At 39.9% G+C, this 19,208-nt stretch carries 13 protein-coding genes and 1 pseudogene; 13 read left to right on the top strand and 1 reads right to left on the bottom strand.

Going from position 1 to position 19,208, the window contains the following annotated elements; genetic code table 11:
- Window positions 1-153 precede the first annotated feature (153 nt).
- The 3 genes from HMPREF1150_RS08765 to HMPREF1150_RS08775 all read left to right on the top strand — a co-directional run bounded on the left by HMPREF1150_RS08765 (window position 154) and on the right by HMPREF1150_RS08775 (window position 4,808).
- Window positions 154-1,818, top strand: a complete 1,665-nt coding sequence (locus HMPREF1150_RS08765) for a C69 family dipeptidase (RefSeq protein WP_002909270.1) — start codon at window positions 154-156, stop codon at window positions 1,816-1,818.
- Window positions 1,811-2,632, top strand: coding sequence for a PrsW family glutamic-type intramembrane protease (locus tag HMPREF1150_RS08770; protein WP_002909271.1), 822 nt, complete (start codon window positions 1,811-1,813; stop codon window positions 2,630-2,632). The genes HMPREF1150_RS08765 and HMPREF1150_RS08770 overlap by 8 nt, the downstream gene beginning before the upstream one ends.
- Window positions 2,633-2,756: 124 nt before the next feature.
- Window positions 2,757-4,808 (top strand): C69 family dipeptidase, encoded by a 2,052-nt coding sequence (locus HMPREF1150_RS08775; RefSeq protein ID WP_009659244.1) that lies wholly within the window; start codon window positions 2,757-2,759, stop codon window positions 4,806-4,808.
- A 90-nt stretch (window positions 4,809-4,898) separates the two neighbouring features.
- Here HMPREF1150_RS08775 and HMPREF1150_RS08780 read toward each other — a convergent pair whose 3' ends face one another.
- A complete protein-coding gene (locus tag HMPREF1150_RS08780) occupies window positions 4,899-5,459 on the bottom strand; it encodes a TetR/AcrR family transcriptional regulator (RefSeq protein ID WP_009659293.1) in 561 nt (186 codons plus the stop codon).
- A 141-nt stretch (window positions 5,460-5,600) separates the two neighbouring features.
- On the opposite strand from HMPREF1150_RS08780, the gene HMPREF1150_RS08785 reads away from it, so the two are divergent.
- The 10 genes and pseudogenes from HMPREF1150_RS08785 to HMPREF1150_RS08825 all read left to right on the top strand — a co-directional run bounded on the left by HMPREF1150_RS08785 (window position 5,601) and on the right by HMPREF1150_RS08825 (window position 19,121).
- Window positions 5,601-6,302, top strand: coding sequence for an ABC transporter ATP-binding protein (locus HMPREF1150_RS08785; protein WP_009659251.1), 702 nt, complete (start codon window positions 5,601-5,603; stop codon window positions 6,300-6,302).
- A gap of 1 nt (window position 6,303) precedes the next feature.
- The gene (locus tag HMPREF1150_RS08790; protein WP_009659271.1) at window positions 6,304-9,024 is read left to right on the top strand and encodes an FtsX-like permease family protein; all 2,721 of its coding nucleotides are present in this window, start codon (window positions 6,304-6,306) and stop codon (window positions 9,022-9,024) included.
- 95 nt (window positions 9,025-9,119) lie between these two features.
- A complete protein-coding gene (locus HMPREF1150_RS08795) occupies window positions 9,120-9,968 on the top strand; it encodes a metallophosphoesterase (RefSeq protein ID WP_009659259.1) in 849 nt (282 codons plus the stop codon).
- A 56-nt stretch (window positions 9,969-10,024) separates the two neighbouring features.
- Entirely contained in the window at window positions 10,025-10,474 is a 450-nt protein-coding gene (locus HMPREF1150_RS08800) for an Rrf2 family transcriptional regulator (RefSeq protein ID WP_002912933.1), read from the top strand.
- 227 nt (window positions 10,475-10,701) lie between these two features.
- On the top strand, window positions 10,702-11,559 hold the full coding sequence (locus HMPREF1150_RS08805; RefSeq protein ID WP_009659281.1) for a VOC family protein: 858 nt from the start codon (window positions 10,702-10,704) through the stop codon (window positions 11,557-11,559).
- Window positions 11,560-11,594: 35 nt separating this feature from the next.
- Entirely contained in the window at window positions 11,595-12,101 is a 507-nt protein-coding gene (locus HMPREF1150_RS08810) for a methylated-DNA--[protein]-cysteine S-methyltransferase (RefSeq protein ID WP_009659253.1), read from the top strand.
- A gap of 103 nt (window positions 12,102-12,204) precedes the next feature.
- Window positions 12,205-12,771: pseudogene (locus HMPREF1150_RS08815) on the top strand (type I restriction-modification system subunit M N-terminal domain-containing protein); the annotation flags it as partial.
- A gap of 31 nt (window positions 12,772-12,802) precedes the next feature.
- Window positions 12,803-14,815 carry a class I SAM-dependent DNA methyltransferase gene (locus HMPREF1150_RS08820; protein WP_009659272.1) on the top strand — a complete coding sequence of 671 codons (2,013 nt, stop codon included), beginning with the start codon at window positions 12,803-12,805 and terminating at the stop codon, window positions 14,813-14,815.
- Window positions 14,816-14,817: 2 nt separating this feature from the next.
- Complete coding sequence (locus HMPREF1150_RS11400; RefSeq protein WP_009659353.1) at window positions 14,818-16,119, top strand: restriction endonuclease subunit S; 1,302 nt, start codon at window positions 14,818-14,820, stop codon at window positions 16,117-16,119.
- Window positions 16,119-19,121: a type I restriction endonuclease subunit R gene (locus tag HMPREF1150_RS08825; protein WP_009659276.1), complete on the top strand. Its 3,003-nt coding sequence runs from the start codon at window positions 16,119-16,121 to the stop codon at window positions 19,119-19,121. The genes HMPREF1150_RS11400 and HMPREF1150_RS08825 overlap by 1 nt, the downstream gene beginning before the upstream one ends.
- The last annotated feature ends 87 nt before the right edge of the window (window positions 19,122-19,208 follow it).

Raw genomic sequence — 19,208 nt, 5'->3', positions numbered from 1 at the left:
GCTAGGTATAGAGCTAGAGTAATTTTTTCCTAGGGGAATTTATTCATTTTAGTTAGCAGAAGAGATTTTGGAAACGCTTGCAACCATAGCAAGAGAATAGTATACTAAATATGCGATAAATATTTTATCAATTAATATACAAAGGAGAAACTGATGAAAAAGAAATTTTTCAGTTGGGCTATTCCAGCCTTGATGCTTCTTACACTCTTCCCTTTTCAGGCTGTCTCAGCCTGTACCGGATTTATTATCGGCAAGGATTTGACGACGGATGGTTCGACTCTCTATGGTCGAACAGAGGACCTGGAGCCCAACCACAACAAGAATTTTGTGGTACGGGAGCGCAAGTATAACAAGGCTGGTGATAAATTTGTAGATGAAACCAATGGCTTTAGCTTTGATTTGCCAGCTGTTAGCTACAAGTATACGGCGGTACCGGATGTGACACCAGAGCAGGGAGTTTTCGATGAGGCCGGTTTTAATGAGGAAGGCGTTTCTATATCTGCGACAGTCTCGGCCAGTGCTAATGATGATATTCAAAAAGTAGACCCTTACGTTAAGGACGGTATCGCTGAATCTGCTTTAACTTCTGTAGTCCTGCCTCATGTGAAAACAGCTAAAGAAGGAGTAGAACTACTAGCCAAAATTGTTAGAGAAAAAGGTGCAGCCGAAGGCAATATCGTGACGATTGCTGACAAGACGGGTGTATGGTATATGGAAATCCTATCTGGTCACCAATACGCTGCCATCAAGTTCCCAGACGACAAATACGCTGTTTTTCCCAATACATTTTTCCTAGGCAGTGTAGATAAAAATGATACTGAAAACACGATTCTTTCAGCTGATCTTGAAAAAATAGCCCAGGATGCTGGCACCTATAAGGAAATCAATGGCAGCTTCCATGTAGCCCAATCCTATAATCCGCCGCTGGCTGAAGCTGACCGCTCTCGGGTTTGGTCTGGTATCAAGGCGCTGGATCCCAATGCAGATGTGCAATATGATGATGAATACTTTGAACTCATGCACTCAACCAGCGATAAGCTTAGTCTGCGTGATGCGATGAACTTGCAGCGCAATCGCTTGGAAGGAACAGACTTTAAACCACAAGATCAGATGGAGCTAGACGGAAAAGGGATTCCTGATAAAACCAAAGCAGACCCAGTTTATAAATATCCTATCTCCAATCCAAATGTCATGGAGGCTCACATCTTCCAGCTCAAGGATAATTTACCTGCCAATACTGGCGGGGGAATTCTCTGGCTGGCCATGGGAAGTCCGCGCAATGCACCCTACCTCCCTTACTATGGCAACATCAGCAATACCTCTCAGCCTTATCAAGAAATGAGTACAGCCTACAATGAGAATTCCTGGTATTGGACTGTTAGCCGCATCAATGATTTGGTTGCAAAATATCCAGAACTATTTGAAGATGGCTCTATTCGCACTGAAATTGAGCGTATGGAAAGCCAATGGATGGAGGAACAGCCAGCTCATGACAACGAGCAGATTAGTCTATCTGAACAGCCAGAACAAGCCAGTCTGAAAGCAACAAAAGATTCTATGGAGCGAGCGGATTCAGTCTTTAAGCGCCTTAAGGAAATTCAGAAGATTGCTGAAGATAAGGTCGTGGCTGAATATGGTACAAGTGCTTTAGAAGAGATTGAGGAGTTAGAGGACTCTGACACAGAGGAGACCATTCGTCTGGAAGATTTTGACTATGATATTGCTATTGCAGGAGGCATCTTTGTGCTGACTGTCATTGGAATAGCGATTTATCTTGTCAAAGGAAAAAATAGAAAAGGAGCAGACAGTCATGAATAAAACAAGAAGAATTGCTCTCTATATCTACTTAGTCCTAGCTGGTATCGGCTTGCAGTTTGAGCTTGGGAGCATGGCAGAGAAGGATGTCACCTTAGAAGCTGGCCGCGACTTGGTTCTGAACTTAGCTGTTTTAGCTGCTTTTTTCCTGCCTTTCTATTTCTTGATTAAAAAACTTGCCAAGAAGTTATCGGTTGAGATGATTGTTCTAGCAACAGCCCTCTTTGGAGGTGCCTTTATCTCTGGCTGGCTAAGCTTTGCGGGCAATAGTTTGATTGATATTATTAACTCTAACTTTATCAAGGATCCTGCTGTTTTCAATGATTGGACAAATGCACTGACAGCTCCTTTTGCAGAGGAATTTTTCAAGTCTCTGACAGCCTTTGCCGCTCTCTACATTTTGGGACGCAAGGATATTCAGTCTGTCTTAATCGCTGGACTGAGTTCGGGTTTTGGCTTTCAAGTCATAGAGGATATTGGCTATGTATCCAGAGTGACTTTCGGAGGACAATATAGTGGTTCCTTAGAAGCAGTTGGCAGAATTGCTGGCGGATTGGCTTCGCATACTCTCTATACAGCAGTGGTGACTGTTGGGGTTTATCTTCTCTTTTCCACGGCTTACAAGAAATACCGTCTCTTTGGTCTCTGGTGCGTCGTGTCAACCGTTGCCAATCACTTTATTTGGAACTCTCCTTTCTTCGAAACAGAGCATCGGATTAACATCGTTGTCGGTTTCTTATTTGCCTTTCTCGTTGCTACCTTTATAGAAGTCTACCGACTGGTTTTGAAGGAGAAAAAGACAGATTTAGAAATTTAAATAATTTTCAGGGAATATATCAAACAAGAGCTTGAAATCGCTTGCAAAACTTGGAGTAAAAGGCTATACTGAATATAGTATTTCATTTTGTAATTTTTTACAAAAAAACAAAGGAGATATTTTTATGAAAAAAATATTGTTTCGTTCCTTGTTAGCTCTTTCGACCATTTTCCTCTTTCCTTTCCAAGTGGTCGAAGCCTGCACAGGATTTATCGTCGGGAAAGACCTGACAGCAGACGGCACGACGCTTTATGGTCGGACAGAGGACTTGGAGCCTAATCACAATAAGGTCTTTCTAGTTCATCCGAGAAAGACCAATGCGAGTGGTGCCAAGCTGGTTGACGAAACCAACGGTTTTGAATGGACCCTGCCGGCAGAAAGCTACAAGTATACCTCGGTCTCAGATGTGACCCCATCCCAAGGTATTTTTGACGAGGTTGGCTTCAATGAATACGGTGTTTCCATTTCTGCGACTGTTTCTGCCAAGGCTAATGATGCCATCCAAAAAGTGGATCCTTATGTAGCAAATGGTTTGGCAGAGTCTATCCTGACAACCGTCGTTCTGCCCCACGTTCAGACAGCTCGTCAGGGTGTGGAGCTGATGGCGCAGATTGTCAGAGAGCAGGGAGCAGCAGAGGGGAATATTATCACCATCGCTGATAAGACCGGTGTCTGGTATATGGAAATCCTATCTGGCCACCAATATGTTGCTATTAAATTCCCAGATGACAAGTATGCTGTCTTTCCTAATACTTTCTTCTTAGGCAGTGTTGATTTTGACGATACAGAAAATGTTATTGCCTCAAAGGGTGTTCAGGATGTAGCCAAGCAAGCTAACTCTTATAAAGAAATTGACGGCAAATTCCACATTTCTCAGTCCTATAATCCACCGATGGCAGAGGCAGATCGTTCACGTGCCTGGGCGGGTATCACCAGTCTAGATCCAAATGCGGCCGTGTCTTATAACGACTCTTACTTTGATCTCATGCACTCCACAGACAGAAAGATCAGTGTAGCAGATGTTATGGCTATGCAGCGCAATCGCTTTGAGGGCACTCAGTTCAAACCTCTGGATCAAATGGAGCTAGATGGTAAGGGGCTGCCACAACGCGGTACGACAGACCCTGTTTACAAATATCCATTGGGCAATCCAAATGTTATGGAAGCTCATATCTTCCAGCTCAAAGACGGTGTTCCAGCCAATATGGGAGGAGGCACTATGTGGCTGGCGGTAGGCAGCCCGCGCTTCTCACCTTACCTGCCTTATAATGGCAATATCACAGATACTTACGATGCCTATAAGGTCAACACAACTAGCTACAGTCCAGACTCTTGGTACTGGGTAGCATCTCATATCTATGATATGGCAGCCAAGCATCAGGACCTCTTTGGTACTTCTGTCCAAGACAAGTGGAAGGCCTTGGAAGCCCGCTTTATTGAGGAGCAAAATGCTCTAGATGCAGCCAATGCAGCTCTGCCAGATTCTTCAGCCAAAGTTACTGAGGAAACACAAGCTCGAGCAGCGCAAGTCTTTAAGGAAATGAAAGAGCTCGAAGCTGAAATGGAAGCTAAAATCAAGGAAGCAGCAAAAAACACTCCTTCTAGCTCCAGCAAAGATTCTAGCAGCTCTTCGTCATCTCAAAGTTCGTCAAGTTCTTCCTCTTCGGCAACCTCTAGCAGTTCGGACACACGGACGGAAGTCAATGTAGAAGATGACAGCTTGGTGGATGTCGCAACTGGCATTCGTTTGAAAAACGCTGATTTGGTCAAGGCTGGTTTTCAGCTGTCAGTGAAAAAACTAGAAAGCAAGATTCAGCCGACAGATACTTATGACATTAGCTTGACCGATCCGAATGGTCAGCCGGTGCATCAGGTCAGTCCAACTCTTGTAACGATCCCAGTCCGCAAAGATCTGCCAATAGATGCCGTCTATGCTTTGGATGAAAATGGCAAGCAGGTTGAGAAATTTGATGTAACAGTTAATCAAAACCAGACTATCAGCTTCACGACCAATCATTTCTCTGTTTACCAAGTGCAGTATCGAAATGAGCAGTCCGTCAAGGCCAAGAAAAAAGACCTGCCATCAACAGGGGAGCAAGTCACAATCATGGGCCTTGCAGGTTTGATTATCCTAGCAGGAGTCTTCTTCCTTTTGAAGAAAACAAAGAAAAACTAATCTAAAATAAAAAGAAGGCCGAGCAAAATGTTCGGCTTTTCATAGTGGAAAAAACGACTTTTGTCCAGGCTATACTTCAAGCTAGAGCCTTTATCTTAAATAGTCATAGTTATAAGTAGTCAAAATTATATCAGTGAGTTCTTCAGGTTCTTCTTGAGCTCCGCCGGCTATCCAAAGAGAAATAATCCCCTCAACACTGGATAGGAAGATTTCTAGGGCGTATTTCTGAGGGATGTGAAAATTCTCCTCTAAAAAACGCTGGGTAGCAGCCTTTTGCTTATCACTCAGAATGATACTGGTTATGTACTCCCGAATAGCTTCCCGAAAGTCAATATAATGGCTTCTGGTCAGGGCATTGATTAGACGCTCATTGGCACGCAGTATATGAAATTTTGCTATCATTAACTTTTGGGGATATTCGTTCTCCGCTTCAAACATGCTATAACTAGAAAGTTGGGAAATAATTTCGCTTTTGAGACTATCAACCATCTGATACTTATCTTGGTAGTGGAGGTAGAAGGTGCCGCGGTTAATCCCAGCCCGCATGCAGAGCTTGCTGATAGAGATATTATCAAATCTTTCCTCTGATAGTAGTTGAATCAAGGCTTCTTTGATGTCTTCCTTAGTGCTAGTTTTTCGTTTCTGGACCATTTTTCTTCCTTTTTGCTTAAATCAACACTTTGTTGATTTTTGGTTATTGCTTTTTATCTAAGCTCATTATATAATATCTGTGATTTGGAATCAACAGTTTGTTGATTTAAGGAAACGAGCTTTGAAAAGGAGAGGAACGATATGGCTTATATTGAAATGAAACATAGCTTTAAACGTTATCAAATGGGGGATACGGAAATAGTTGCCAATCACGATATTTCATTTGAGATTGAAAAGGGGGAACTGGTTATTATCCTGGGTGCTTCTGGTGCCGGTAAGTCTACGGTACTTAATATCCTCGGAGGTATGGATACCAATGATGAGGGAGACATCCTGATAGACGGACAGAATATTGCTGACTACAATTCCCACCAGCTGACGGACTATCGCCGCAATGACGTGGGCTTCGTCTTTCAGTTTTATAATTTGGTGCCTAACCTGACGGCAAAGGAAAATGTCGAATTGGCTTCTGAAATCGTCAAGGACGCTCAAGATCCTGTTGCCGTTCTAACTGCGGTTGGTATGGAAAATCGCCTCAATAATTTTCCGGCCCAGCTATCAGGAGGGGAGCAGCAGCGGGTGTCTATCGCTCGGGCTGTGGCTAAGAATCCCAAGATTTTGCTCTGCGATGAGCCGACAGGAGCTTTGGACTACAATACCGGCAAGCAAGTGCTGCAAATCTTACAGGACATGTCCCGCAATCAAGGGGCGACGGTGATTATCGTAACCCACAATGCTGCCTTGGCTCCCATTGCTGACCGGGTTATCCGCATGCACGATGCGAGGGTCAAGAGTGTTACAGTCAATGAACAACCGCAGGATATAAGTACATTGGAGTATTGATATGAAGAGAAAGATTTATTGGAAAGATATTCTGCGCTCCTTCACTAGCTCTAAAGGACGTTTCCTATCTATTTTAATCCTCATGATGCTGGGTTCTTTAGCTCTTGTGGGACTTAAGGTCGCTCCACCCAATATGCGCAGAACAGCAACAGATTACTTGAAAGAGCAGCGAACCATGGACTTGGCTGTTATGGCGGACTATGGTTTGGATAAGGCGGATCAAAAAGAGCTGGAAGCTATCAAGGGAGCTGATGTCGAGTTTGGCTATCTGACAGATGTCACCGTAGACGAAGAGGCTCTCCGAGTATTCTCGGATACCAAGGATATTTCAAACTTTCAAGTGACCTCTGGTCGTCTTCCCAAGAAAGAGAAAGAAATTGCTCTGGCTAGCTTTTGGTCTAAGAAATACAAACTTGGTCAGGAGATTGATCTGACCGAGAAAGCCGGCAGTCCGTCAGTTCTAAAAAACAAGACCTATAAGGTCGTGGGATTTGTCAACTCAGCAGAGCTTTGGTCTGATAGAAATCTGGGCAATGCGACTAGTGGCAGCGGGGCTTTATCTGCCTATGCTGTAGTCAGTCCAAAGGCCTTTGATACAGATGTTTACAGTATTGCCCGCCTGCGCTATCATGATTTAGAAAAGCTGGCTCCCTTCTCTGAAAGCTATCAGGAGCATTTGGAGCAGCACCAGACAGCTTTAGACAAGAGCCTGGAAGATAACGGAGCAGCTCGCTTTAAGCGATTAGAGGCAGATGCCAAAAGCACCATTCAAAAGGGCCAAGATAAGATTGCTCAGGCTGAGAGCGAACTGACCCAAGGTAAAAAACAATTAGAGCAAGCTCAGAGTCAGCTGGACCAGCAAAAAAGTCAGCTAGCAGCAGCTCAATCCGCTTCTATCCTCCCTCCTGCACAGCTCAGCCAGAGCCAGCAGATTCAGGAAGCTGAGTCCCAACTCAATCAGAAAAAAGCAGAGCTGGCACAGGCAGAGAAAGACTTATCAGCTAGCAAGGACAAGCTAGCTGACGCTAAGGCAAACCTTAGTCGTTTGAAAGAGCCGGCCTATCATAGCTATGACCGCAAGTCTCTGCCAGGTGGTAATGGCTATCATATGTATAAAAACTCCATGAATAGTATTGCGTCGATTGGTAATATTTTCCCAGTGGTGCTCTATCTGGTGGCTGCTATGGTGACCTTTACCACCATGACTCGCTTTGTCGATGAGGAGCGAACGAATGCAGGCGTCTTCAAAGCTCTAGGCTATCATAGCCGTGATATCATTCGCAAGTTTGCTCTTTACGGTTTGGTGGCGGGGAGTCTAGGTACCCTCATAGGGATTCTGCTGGGACATTATTTCTTATCGGGAGTGATTTCTTCTATTATTACCAGAGGAATGGTGCTTTCTGCCCCACATGCATATTTTTATATTTCCTATAGTTTACTGGCCCTGGGGATTTCCCTTCTTTCCAGCGTTCTCCCTGCCTATTTGGTGGCAAGACGGGAGCTGACAGAGGAAGCAGCTCACTTGCTTTTGCCCAAGCCACCGGTCAAGGGCTCCAAGATTTTCTTGGAAAGACTGCCCTTTATCTGGCGACGTCTTAGCTTTACTCAGAAGGTCACAGCACGCAATATCTTTCGCTATAAGCAGCGGATGTTTATGACCATCTTTGGTGTGGCAGGTTCTGTTGCCCTGCTCTTTGCCGGTCTAGGACTCCAATCTTCTATTGGTGGTATTCCCAAACGTCAGTTTGAGGAGATTCTGCGATACGACTTGATTGTTGCTGTCAATCCTGGGGAAAATCAAGCCGAACAAGACAAGCTGAAAAAGATGCTGGCAGATCACTCGATTGCTGACTATCAGGAAATCCATAGTGAAACCCTAACAGAGAAATACAAAGGGAAAAAAGAGACAGAATCAGTCACTTTAATGGTTACGGACAAGGAAAATTTTGAACCTTTTATTTCGTTAGAAAGTCCTGACAACCAGCAAAAGCTGACTCTCAAGGACGGTGCAGTCGTTTCGGATAAATTGGCCCGCATAGCTGGAGTTAGCCCCGGTGGCAGTATAGAGCTGGGTGGCAAGTCTGTCAAGCTCGCAGCAGTCAATGAGAATCATTTTGGCCATTTTGCCTTTATGAAGGCGACTGACTACCAGAAGATTTACGGGAAAAAGCCTGAGAAAAATGCTTATCTAGTGCGGCTCAAGGACTCTTCTAGTAAAAATATTGTCGATAAGGCCAATGAATTTATGAGCCTCAAGTCTGTCAAGAGTGTCTCCCAAAATGCTAGCATGGTGAAGCAGTTCAACGTCCTAGCTGATTCTCTTAATAATACGATGCTGGTTTTGGTCCTGATTTCCATTCTTTTAGCAGTCGTCATTCTCTACAACCTGACCAATATCAATGTAGCTGAGCGGATTCGCGAGCTGTCCACTATCAAGGTTTTGGGCTTCCATAATAAGGAAGTGACCCTCTATATCTATCGAGAGACCATTATTCTTTCAGTGATTGGGATGGCAGTTGGGCTTCTAGGCGGTTTCTTCCTGCATCGTTTTTTGATTGAGAAGGTTGCGCCTAGCATTATCAGCTTAACCCCTCAAGTAAGTCCCTCAGTCTATCTGTTTCCTCTAACAGCAGTGACTCTTATTCTGACCTTGCTTGGCTTCTTTGTCAATTACCGCCTCAGACGGGTGGATATGCTGGAAGCGCTCAAGTCTGTTGATTGATAAAAAAACACTTTAAAACTTTCACTCACTTAATGAGTGGAAGTTTTTTTGAACTTTGATATAATATTCCTTGTAAAGAAAGAGAAAGACATACGATGACACGAAAAATTGCCTTATTATCCGATGTGCATGGAAATAGCACAGCCTTGGAAGCAGTACTGGCGGATGCGGAAAGCCAGCAAGTGACAGAATATTGGTTTTTGGGGGACTTGCTCCTGCCAGGAACCGGTCGCAGAAATATCTTAGATAGGATGGAGCAGCTGCACATCAGCCTCCAGGTCAGGGGGAATTGGGAAGACAGTCTCTGGCATGCTTTGCATCAAAAGCTGGATTTGGATCGTCCCAGCCATCTCTACCTGACTCGGCTCTGCCATTTTGTCCTAGAGGAAATCCGTCCAGAAGAGATTGACCGCATGCAGGAACTTCCTCTGCAAATCCTAACAGAAGTAGAGGGGTTGAAGATTGCGGTCAGCCACCATCTGCCAGATAAGAATTGGGGGCGGGAGCTGATTCATATTGGCGAGCAGAGGGATTTCGACCGACTTTTTGATGGAAATGACTGTGCTGTTGCTGTTTATGGTCATATTCACCAACAGTTTCTCCGCTACGGGACTAAGGGCCAGCTGATTATCAATCCCGGCTCTATTGGTCAGCCATTCTTTCTAGATTCGGCTTTGCGTCAGGACTTGCGAGCCCAGTATGCCATTTTAGAGATTGATGAGACGGGTCTGGCTGATGTCGACCTTCGGCGCGTGGCTTATGATGTGGAGCAGGAGCTGAGATTGGCTCGGGAGCTCCACTTGCCTTACTATGAGATTTATCGGGAGAGTTTGGTCAATGGTATCCACCATACCCATAACCACGACCTGCTGCGGGAAATCAGTGAGCGGGAAGGCTATGCAGATGAGATTGCAGCTTTCTTAAAGTCCAGTCGTAACTCTTGAAGTTACACCCTTTTTGGGATATAATAGTGAGAGAAAATGATGAGGGAGGAGAGAAAATGCAGATTTCCAGCCGTTTTACCATTGCCACTCATATGCTGATTGTACTGGCTTTGGAGGGAAAAAAACAAAAACTGACAAGTGATATCCTTGCTGGCAGTGTCGGAGTCAACCCGGTCATTATCCGCAAGACCTTGTCCCAGCTCAAGAATGCCGGGATGATTACCGTTGCTCGTGGGACTGGAGGAGCAGAGATTGCCAAAGATTTGAAAGATATTAGTCTGTTGGACGTCTATAGTGCGGTTGAATGTCTAGGCAAGAGTGGCCAGCTCTTTAGTTTTCATGACAAGCCCAATCCAGACTGTCCTATCGGCAAGAACATTCACAATGTCTTAGATGACCGCTTGGCAGCTATTCAGGCAGCTATGGAAGCTGAATTGGCTCAGACCAGCCTTGACGAAGTTGTCGCAGCGACCGAAAAAGAAATTAAAGAACAATCTGTTTCCTAGTGAGCAGATTTTTTTTGTTAAGAATTTTCTAAGATGTAATTGTTGACATTACATTAGACTGTGCTATACTAATAGTTGTAATAAAAACAATTACAATCTGAATAATCCTTCGGAGCAAATAGAGATGTGGAAAACCATATCAAGGAACCTATCTCTGTTTTGGAGAAATAAAAAAAGATGGAGCAGGAGCACTCCTGACATTTAAAATTAAAGAGAGGAGAAAGAACATGACTTTTGAATATCAAAGCAAGATTTATCTAGGAGAGGTGGCACTTTATGTTGCCGATTTAGCAAGACAAAAGGACTTTTATCAGCGTGTTTTAGGGCTGGAGCTTTTGGAAGAGCAGGACGGACAGGTGGCTTTGGGCAGGGACGGACAAGCGCTGGTGAGACTCTTAGCAACCAGTGACCGACAGCCCGTCAAGTCGGCTTACGGTCTTTATCATTTGGCGCTTTTGCTTCCAAGTCGTCAAGCTTTGGCGGATATCCTTAAGCATTTATCAGAGAATAAAGTTCCTATGGTTGGAGGGGCAGACCACGGTTATAGTGAAGCCATTTATCTGGAGGATCCAGAAGGCAATGGCATTGAGCTTTATCGGGATAAACCTCAGGCTGATTGGGATATTCGAGAAGATGGCCGCATTATCGGAGTGACGGAAGCGCTCGCGGCTCAAGAAATCTATGAACTAGGTCAGGAAGTCCAACCATTTAGTATTGCGGAAGGCACTCGTATGGGCCATGTCCATCTGTCTGTGAAAAATAGCAGAGCTGCCAGTCATTTTTACCAAAAGCTTCTAGACTTGGAGGATAAATTTTCTGTACCTTCTGCTAGCTGGCTGGCATCCGGAAACTACCATCATCATTTAGCCGTTAATGAATGGGGAGGTTCTCACTTGAATCATCGCCAACCTAAGCAAATGGGACTAGCCTATTTCGAAGCGCAAGTAGAAGGGAAAGAAGACCTAGTAGCTATTTATGAAAATGCTCAGGACTTGCAAGCGCCAGTCCGATGGATTAGCTCCCAAGATCTGGAAGTCACAGACCCAGATGGAATTGTGGCTAAAGTTAAGACAAGAGTGGTATAATAAGGCATATCAAGAAGCTAAAAGAAAGAAAAAACATGTACAAGACTTATTATGCATCACCGATTGGTCGGATTCTTATCTTGACAGACGCAAATGCCTTGTTGGGGCTTTGGCTGGAGAATCAGAAATATTTTGGGGCAGGCTATGATCTGGAGCAAGCGCAGCAGGAGGAGACAGAAATCAGCCGACGCGTCTCTGCTTGGCTGGATGCTTATTTTAAGGGAGAAAATCCCGCAATAAATGAAATTCCATTGGCACCCCAAGTAACTGAGTTCAGAAGCAAGGTTCTGACAGTGCTGCAGAAGATTCCTTATGGACAAACGTCTACCTATTCAGACATTCTACGAGAATTACAAGCTGAGTACGGTAAGATTGGCTCGGCTAGAGCAGTCGGTGGTGCCATCGGCCATAATCCTATTTCACTACTGATTCCCTGTCACCGGATTGTCGGAAGCGACGGCAAGCTGACCGGCTATGCCGGCGGTCTTGATAAAAAAGCCTTCTTGTTGAAACTAGAGGCGGGGGAGAAAACAAGAGAATGACTGTTTTAAACTATTGATAAGCTAAAAAAGCATCGTTCGGTGCTTTTTAACTTACTTTAAATATGGTAAAATGGATGTGATTAAAATAGGAAAAGAGTATAAAATGGCGAAAAAATCAAACGCAAATATTGGATTTGAAAAGGAACTATGGGATGCTGCAGATTCACTTCGGGGGCACATTTCAGCGTCAGAGTACAGAAAAGTTATTGTTGGTCTAATCTTTTTAAAATATGTATCAGATGCTTTTGAAGAAAAATACCAACAATTACTTGCAGAGGGTTACGGATTTGAGAATGATCCTGATGCATATTCAGAGGAGAACATTTTCTTTGTCCCTGAAATAGCTAGATGGCAATTTATTGCGAGTCATGCCCATTCTTCGGAAATTGGCACAGTCTTGGATGAAGCTATGCGTGAAATTGAAGAGGATAATCCTAGTCTAGAGAATGTCCTTCCTCAGATCTATGCCAGTCCAGACTTAGATAAGCGAGTTTTAGGGGAAGTTGTAGACATCTTTACTAATATTCAAATGTATGAAGGTGAGAATGAAAAAGATATACTTGGGCGTGCTTATGAATATTGTATTGAACAGTTTGCGGCATATGAAGGAAAACGAGGCGGTGAATTTTATACTCCGACCAGCATCGTAGAAACGATTGTAGAAATATTAACATAAATACTATTTAATGGAGGATAACAAAATGAGCATTAGCATATCAGATAAGTCTAATTTTATATGGAAAATTGCAGATATCTTAAGAGGAGATTATAAACAACATGAGTATGCAGATGTCATACTTCCTTTTACAGTACTGAAACGTTTAGACAGCGTTTTAATAGATACGCACGATGAGGTTATTAGATTAAATAATACTTTAACTTATAAAAATAAAGCTCCTTTCTTATGCAAGGCGAGTGGATATAAATTTTATAACATCAGTGAATTTACTTTTGAAAAATTAAAAGATGATCCTGATAATCTTGATGAAAATATTGTCGATTATATAAAAGGGTTCTCTGATAACGCCAGAGAAATACTAGAAGCATTTAACATATATTCTCAAATAGAACGCCTAGAAAAAGAAGGACTTTTATATCTTATTGTTAGTAAATTTGCAGATGAAATTGACCTTCACCCAGATAGAGTATCTAACACTGAAATGGGATACATTTTTGAAGAACTTATTAGAAAATTTTCAGAAATGTCTAATGAAACTGCTGGTGAACACTTTACACCAAGAGAAGTTATTAGATTGATGGTGGCGGTTTTATTTGAGCCAGATATGAAAAAAATCACTGAACCTTCTTTCATGGCCAAGCTATATGATCCAGCTGCAGGAACGGGTGGGATGCTTTCAGCTGGAATATCATACGCGGAGGAATTGAATGAAAAAGCTATTATCGAGGTGTATGGTCAAGAACTTAATCAAAGTACTTATGCAGTATGTAAATCGGATACTTTGATTAAAGGTAAGGGTTATGAAAATATCTATTATGGAAATAGCTTCACGGAAGATGGACTAAAACTTGAAAAATTTGATTATATGCTTTGCAATCCTCCATTTGGTGTTGAATGGAAAAAGTATCAAGTTCCAATAAAAGATGAAGCTGAAGAAAAAGGATTTGATGGCAGATTTGGAGCAGGGTTACCTAGAATTTCTGATGGATCATTTTTGTTTTTACAACACATGATTAGCAAAATGAAAGATCCAAAAGACGGCGGTAGTAGAATCGGTATTGTATTTAATGGGTCACCATTATTTACTGGGGATGCTGGTTCGGGAGAAAGTGAAATCAGAAAATGGATAATTGAAAATGGATGGTTAGAAGCTATTATCGCATTACCAGATCAGTTGTTCTACAATACAGGAATCCTTACGTATATTTGGATTTTGAGCAATAGAAAGAGTAAACTCAGACAAGGCAAAATTCAACTTATTGATGGAACATCATTCTATGAAAGGATGAGAAAGCCTCTGGGTGATAAAAGAAAGCAATTATCTGAAGATGATATAAAAACTATTGCAAGTATATATGGTAGCTTTGTTGAAGGTGAATATTCTAAAATTTTTGATGAAGAAGACTTTGCCTATAACAAAGTGACTGTAGAAAGACCACTAAGATTAAATTTTAATACAAGCTTAGAAAGATTGGAAAGGCTATATCAAGAAACAGCATTTATAAATTTAGCTAAGTCAAAAAAGAAAAACGAGGAAGCAAGGGCCAAGGATATCGAAGATGGTGAAAAACTTCAGAAGTCAATTATTGCGACATTAAATAAAATTGATGAAACAATGCTCTATAAAAACAGAGATGATTTTGAAAAAGTAATTGCTAAAGTATTGAAAAAAGAGAGTATTAGCATAAAGGCTCCAGTGAAAAAGGCAATTTTAAATGCACTTTCAGAAAAAGATGAAACTGCAGAGATTTGTAGGGATAAAAATGGAAATCCAGAACCTGATTCCGACTTAAGAGATACAGAACAAATCCCTGTAAAAGAAGACATTCAAGATTACTTTAAAAGAGAAGTTTTACCGTATGCACCAGATGCTTGGATAGATGAAGATAAAACAAAAGTAGGTTATGAAATTCCATTCACAAAGTATTTTTGTAAGTATGAAGAACTTGGAAACTCCGATGAAACATTAGCTGAAATAAAGGCTTTAGGTAACTCAATCCAGGAATCTATAAAAAGTCTTTTTGAAGAGGTGTAGTCATGAAGTATGAAAAATATAAAGATTGTGGTATGGAATGGATAGGCGGTATACCTGTTCATTGGGACTTAATTAAATATAAATATTTCGCAAATTTATATACTGGCAATAGTATTCCAGATGGAGAAAAATATATCTATGAAGAGGTTGATGAAGGCTTTTCGTATATATCAACAAAAGATGTAGGTGTAGATAGAACTATAGACTATGACAACGGAATGCTGATTCCGTTTAGTAACAAAAAATTTAAGGTTGCACCCCAAAATAGTACGATAATGTGTATTGAAGGTGGAAGTGCAGGGATCAAAAAAGCATTTCTTGATATGGATGTGTGTTTTGGTAATAAGTTGTGTTGTTTTGATGTTAAAGGCGTTATTAATAAAAAGTATGTATATTATTTGCTAAATTCACCGGATTATGAACAATACTTCAAACTTCATGTAAATGGATTAATTGGAGGAGTAAATGTTCAAATATTAAAAAACTTTTTAGCACTACAACCTCCTATTGATGAACAAAATACTATAGTTAAATATCTCGATGATAAAACTTCTATAATTGACTCCATAATTAAGAATTTGGAAAGTGAAAAAGAGAAATTAGAGGTTTATAAAAGGGAGCTAATAGCAGAAGTAGTTACAAAAGGCCTTAATAGCAACATTCCTATGAAGGATAGTGGGGTTGATTGGATAGGTCAAGTTCCTGAACATTGGGAAATACATCCCCTATTTTCCATTTTCAAACAAAATAAAGTGAAAAATATAGGAATGGAAAATGACAACTTATTAAGTTTAAGTTATGGGAATATTATAAGAAAGGATATAGATACTACATTTGGACTTTTACCAGCAAATTTTGAAAACTATCAAATTGTAGACAAAGAATATATTATTTTAAGATTGACTGATTTACAAAATGATAAAAAAAGCTTAAGAACTGCTTTGGTAAATGAGAAAGGAATTATTACGTCTGCTTATATTGGGTTGGTAAAAATCAATTCCAAATGTAACACCGATTATATGCATTATTTATTACATTCATATGATCTCAGGAAAGTTTTTTATAGTATGGGTAGTGGATTAAGGCAAAGTTTAAACTTTGATGATATAAAAAGGTTGCCTATAGTATTACCAAAAGATGACGAACAGAAGGAAATAGTAGAATATCTTGATTATAGAGTTAATAAAGTTGAAAGTATTAAGAATAAGTTGCAATTACAAATAGAAAAATTAAGAGATTACAGAAAAATCCTTATTCATGAAGCTGTAACAGGTAAGGTAAAGATTGATGGAGGTGCAAAGTGATGGATACCACTGAAAGACGATTTGAAGAAGAAATAGAATATTCTCTTCTTAATATAGGTGAAGAAAAAGATAGATATATAAAGGGTAATCCTCAAAACTATAATAGAGAACTAGCTATGGATACTGGTGCTGTTATAGATTTTATAAAAAGCACTCAGAGTAAGGAGTGGACACTGCTTACCAAAAGACATGGTGCATTGGTTGAACAAAACTTCCTTAAGAGATTAGACAATGAACTAAAAAGAAGAGGAATGATTGATGTATTAAGGCATGGAATTGATGATACAGGGGTTTCATTTAAGCTTTCGTATTTCAAACCAGGTAGTACTATGAATAAATCTGCAATCGAATCATATGATATGAATCGATTAATGATTACAAGACAGGTGCATTATAGCCTTGATAACAATAATAGCTTGGATACAGTGATTTTCTTAAACGGATTACCAATCATTACAATTGAGTTAAAAAATCAATTAACAGGTCAAAATGTACAAAATGCAATATCTCAATATAAGAGTGATAGAAATCCTAAGGAAAAAATATTTGCATTTAAACAAAGGGCATTAGTTCATTTTGCTGTCGATGCAGATGAAATTTACATGACAACTAAGCTTGATGGACAAGATACTTTCTTTTTGCCATTTAATAGAGGTTGGAATGATGGTGCTGGGAATCCGCCGGTAGATGGGGATTACAAGACATCATACTTATGGAAAGACATTTTACAAAAAGATAGTTTAATGGATATCATCCAAAGATTTATCCAGATAAAAAAGGATGAAAACACAGGAAAAGAAACTCTTATATTTCCTAGATTTCATCAATTGAAAGTTGTAAGAAGACTTGTTAAGGATGTATATGAAAATGGATCGGGTAAGAATTATTTGATTCAGCATTCAGCAGGCAGTGGCAAATCCAACTCAATAGCATGGTTAGCACATCATTTGTCGAATTTACATGATAAAGAAAATAAGCCTGTTTTTAATAGTGTTATAGTTATCACTGATAGAAGAGTTCTTGATAAACAACTTCAAAGGGATATCTATAATATGGAGCATAAACAAGGTGTTGTAACCAAAGTTGATAAGAATTCAAAGCAGCTTACTAAGGCTTTAGAAAACGGGGATAAAATAATTATATGTACTTTGCAGAAGTTTCCTTTTGTAGATGTTTCTAATATATCTACAAAAGATAAGCGATTCGCAATTATAGTTGATGAGGCACATTCTTCTCAAACAGGTAAATCAAGTGAAAAACTAAGAGAGACTCTTGCAGATATATCTACAAAAGGTGAGGACTACATCGAAGAAAAACTTCATGCATTTGCTGAGTACGAGGCGAAACTAGAGAAGGATTCAGAAGAAGCAGAAATAGATGAAGCTATTTCTAATGAAATGAAAACACATGGTGTACAGCCAAATCTATCATTCTTTGCTTTTACTGCTACTCCTAAGCAAAAAACATTAGAGATTTTTGGTGAAAGAGATGATAGTGGAAAACCAGGTCCTTATGATAAATACAGCATGAAACAAGCTATTGAAGAAGGATTTATCTTTGATGTGCTTCAAAACTATACTACCTATAAAACATATTTTCAGTTAGGTAAAAAAGTTAAAGATGATCCTGAGTATGAAAAGAGCAAGGCTAATAAGGCGCTTGGAAGATATATGAGCTTGCATCCGCATAATTTAAGGCAGAAAACAGAGATTATTGTTGAACATTTTAGAAACAATGTGCAGCATTTAATTGGTGGGAAAGCTAAGGCTATGTTAGTAACAGGTTCTAGGCTTCATGCTGTTAGATACTATTTTGAGTTCCAAAAATATATACAAGAAAAACAGTATGGTGATTTAGGAATATTGGTTGCATTCTCAGGGGCTGTAAAAGATAGTATAACTGGAGAAATAAAAGAGTATACTGAGGAATCATTAAATAAGTTTCCTGAAAATGAGTTGCCTGAAAAATTTGATACAGAGGAATATCAAATTTTGTTGGTTGCTGAAAAATATCAAACCGGATTTGATCAACCACTACTACATACAATGTATGTAGATAAAAAATTGTCTGGTGTTAAAGCTGTTCAAACTTTGTCCAGAATCAATAGAATGTGCAAAGGAAAAACGGATACATTTGTTTTAGATTTTGTAAATGAAAAAGAAGATATACAGAAAGCCTTTCAAGATTATTATGTATCTACCACCGTTTCTGAAACAACTGATCCAAATATCATTTATGATATAAAGAATTTCTTAGATAGTTTTATGCTATATGAAGATAAAGATATAAATAATTTAGCTAAGATATTTTTCAAATTGAAAAAGACAGAAAAGCAAATGGATCTTGGAAGATTGAATTCATATATTGATCCATCTGTAGAAAAATATATGGATTTGGATAAAGAGGAGAGATTAGACTTTAAAAATGCTCTTAATAAGTATGTTAGACTATACTCATTCTTAACCCATATCATTCAGTTAGAGGATGCCAAACTCCATAAGTTTTATGCATTTGGAAAATTGCTATTAAGGAAGCTTCCAAGAGAAAGTGGTGAGAAATTCCCGAATCTGACAAATGATGTAGAATTGCAATACTACAGAATACAAAAACAATATGAAGGTAAAATAGAGTTAGAAGTGGAAGAAGGTGTTCTAAATAATCCGACCAGCGGTACTGGAATGCCATTTGAAGATGAGAAGGAAAACTTATCTAAAATTATTAATGATCTAAATTCAAGACTTGGAACAAATTTCACGGAGATTGATAAAGTTCTAGAGCAGATAGTTGAAGATATGTCTAAAGATGCTGAAATGGTCATAAGAGCAAAAAATCCATTAGATTTATTCAAAATTGTGTATGATGATAAAGTAATGGGTGTAGTTCTTTCTAGGATGACTAAAAACCAAGAATTCTGTGAGAAATACTTAGAGGATGAAGATTTTAGAATAGAAATTGATAAAATACTACTTCCATTAGTGTATAATCGATTAGCCGAAAAATAATAAACGAGCACTCGACTTAAAAATGATATGATACCTCTTAAGTAGACATGGTAAATAACCAAAATCTACTTAAGAGGTATTTTTATG

It is taken from the genome of Streptococcus sp. AS14, assembly GCF_000286495.1.
In the GTDB taxonomy this organism is placed as follows: Bacteria; Bacillota; Bacilli; order Lactobacillales; family Streptococcaceae; genus Streptococcus; species Streptococcus sanguinis_P.
The sequence above is the reverse complement of the archived record's forward strand: the minus strand, read 5'-3'. Positions and strand labels throughout refer to the sequence as shown.

Excerpts from the sequence above, each read along its gene's own strand:
- HMPREF1150_RS08775 (WP_009659244.1), top strand. The coding sequence starts at position 2,757 with ATGAAAAAAATATTGTTTCGTTCCTTGTTAGCTCTTTCGACCATTTTC.
- HMPREF1150_RS08770 (WP_002909271.1), top strand. The coding sequence starts at position 1,811 with ATGAATAAAACAAGAAGAATTGCTCTCTATATCTACTTAGTCCTAGCT.
- HMPREF1150_RS08780 (WP_009659293.1), bottom strand. The coding sequence starts at position 5,459 with ATGGTCCAGAAACGAAAAACTAGCACTAAGGAAGACATCAAAGAAGCC.
- HMPREF1150_RS08810 (WP_009659253.1), top strand. The coding sequence starts at position 11,595 with ATGTACAAGACTTATTATGCATCACCGATTGGTCGGATTCTTATCTTG.
- HMPREF1150_RS08765 (WP_002909270.1), top strand. The coding sequence starts at position 154 with ATGAAAAAGAAATTTTTCAGTTGGGCTATTCCAGCCTTGATGCTTCTT.
- HMPREF1150_RS11400 (WP_009659353.1), top strand. The coding sequence starts at position 14,818 with ATGAAGTATGAAAAATATAAAGATTGTGGTATGGAATGGATAGGCGGT.
- HMPREF1150_RS08795 (WP_009659259.1), top strand. The coding sequence starts at position 9,120 with ATGACACGAAAAATTGCCTTATTATCCGATGTGCATGGAAATAGCACA.
- HMPREF1150_RS08805 (WP_009659281.1), top strand. The coding sequence starts at position 10,702 with ATGACTTTTGAATATCAAAGCAAGATTTATCTAGGAGAGGTGGCACTT.
- HMPREF1150_RS08785 (WP_009659251.1), top strand. The coding sequence starts at position 5,601 with ATGGCTTATATTGAAATGAAACATAGCTTTAAACGTTATCAAATGGGG.
- HMPREF1150_RS08825 (WP_009659276.1), top strand. The coding sequence starts at position 16,119 with ATGGATACCACTGAAAGACGATTTGAAGAAGAAATAGAATATTCTCTT.
- HMPREF1150_RS08820 (WP_009659272.1), top strand. The coding sequence starts at position 12,803 with ATGAGCATTAGCATATCAGATAAGTCTAATTTTATATGGAAAATTGCA.
- HMPREF1150_RS08790 (WP_009659271.1), top strand. The coding sequence starts at position 6,304 with ATGAAGAGAAAGATTTATTGGAAAGATATTCTGCGCTCCTTCACTAGC.
- HMPREF1150_RS08800 (WP_002912933.1), top strand. The coding sequence starts at position 10,025 with ATGCAGATTTCCAGCCGTTTTACCATTGCCACTCATATGCTGATTGTA.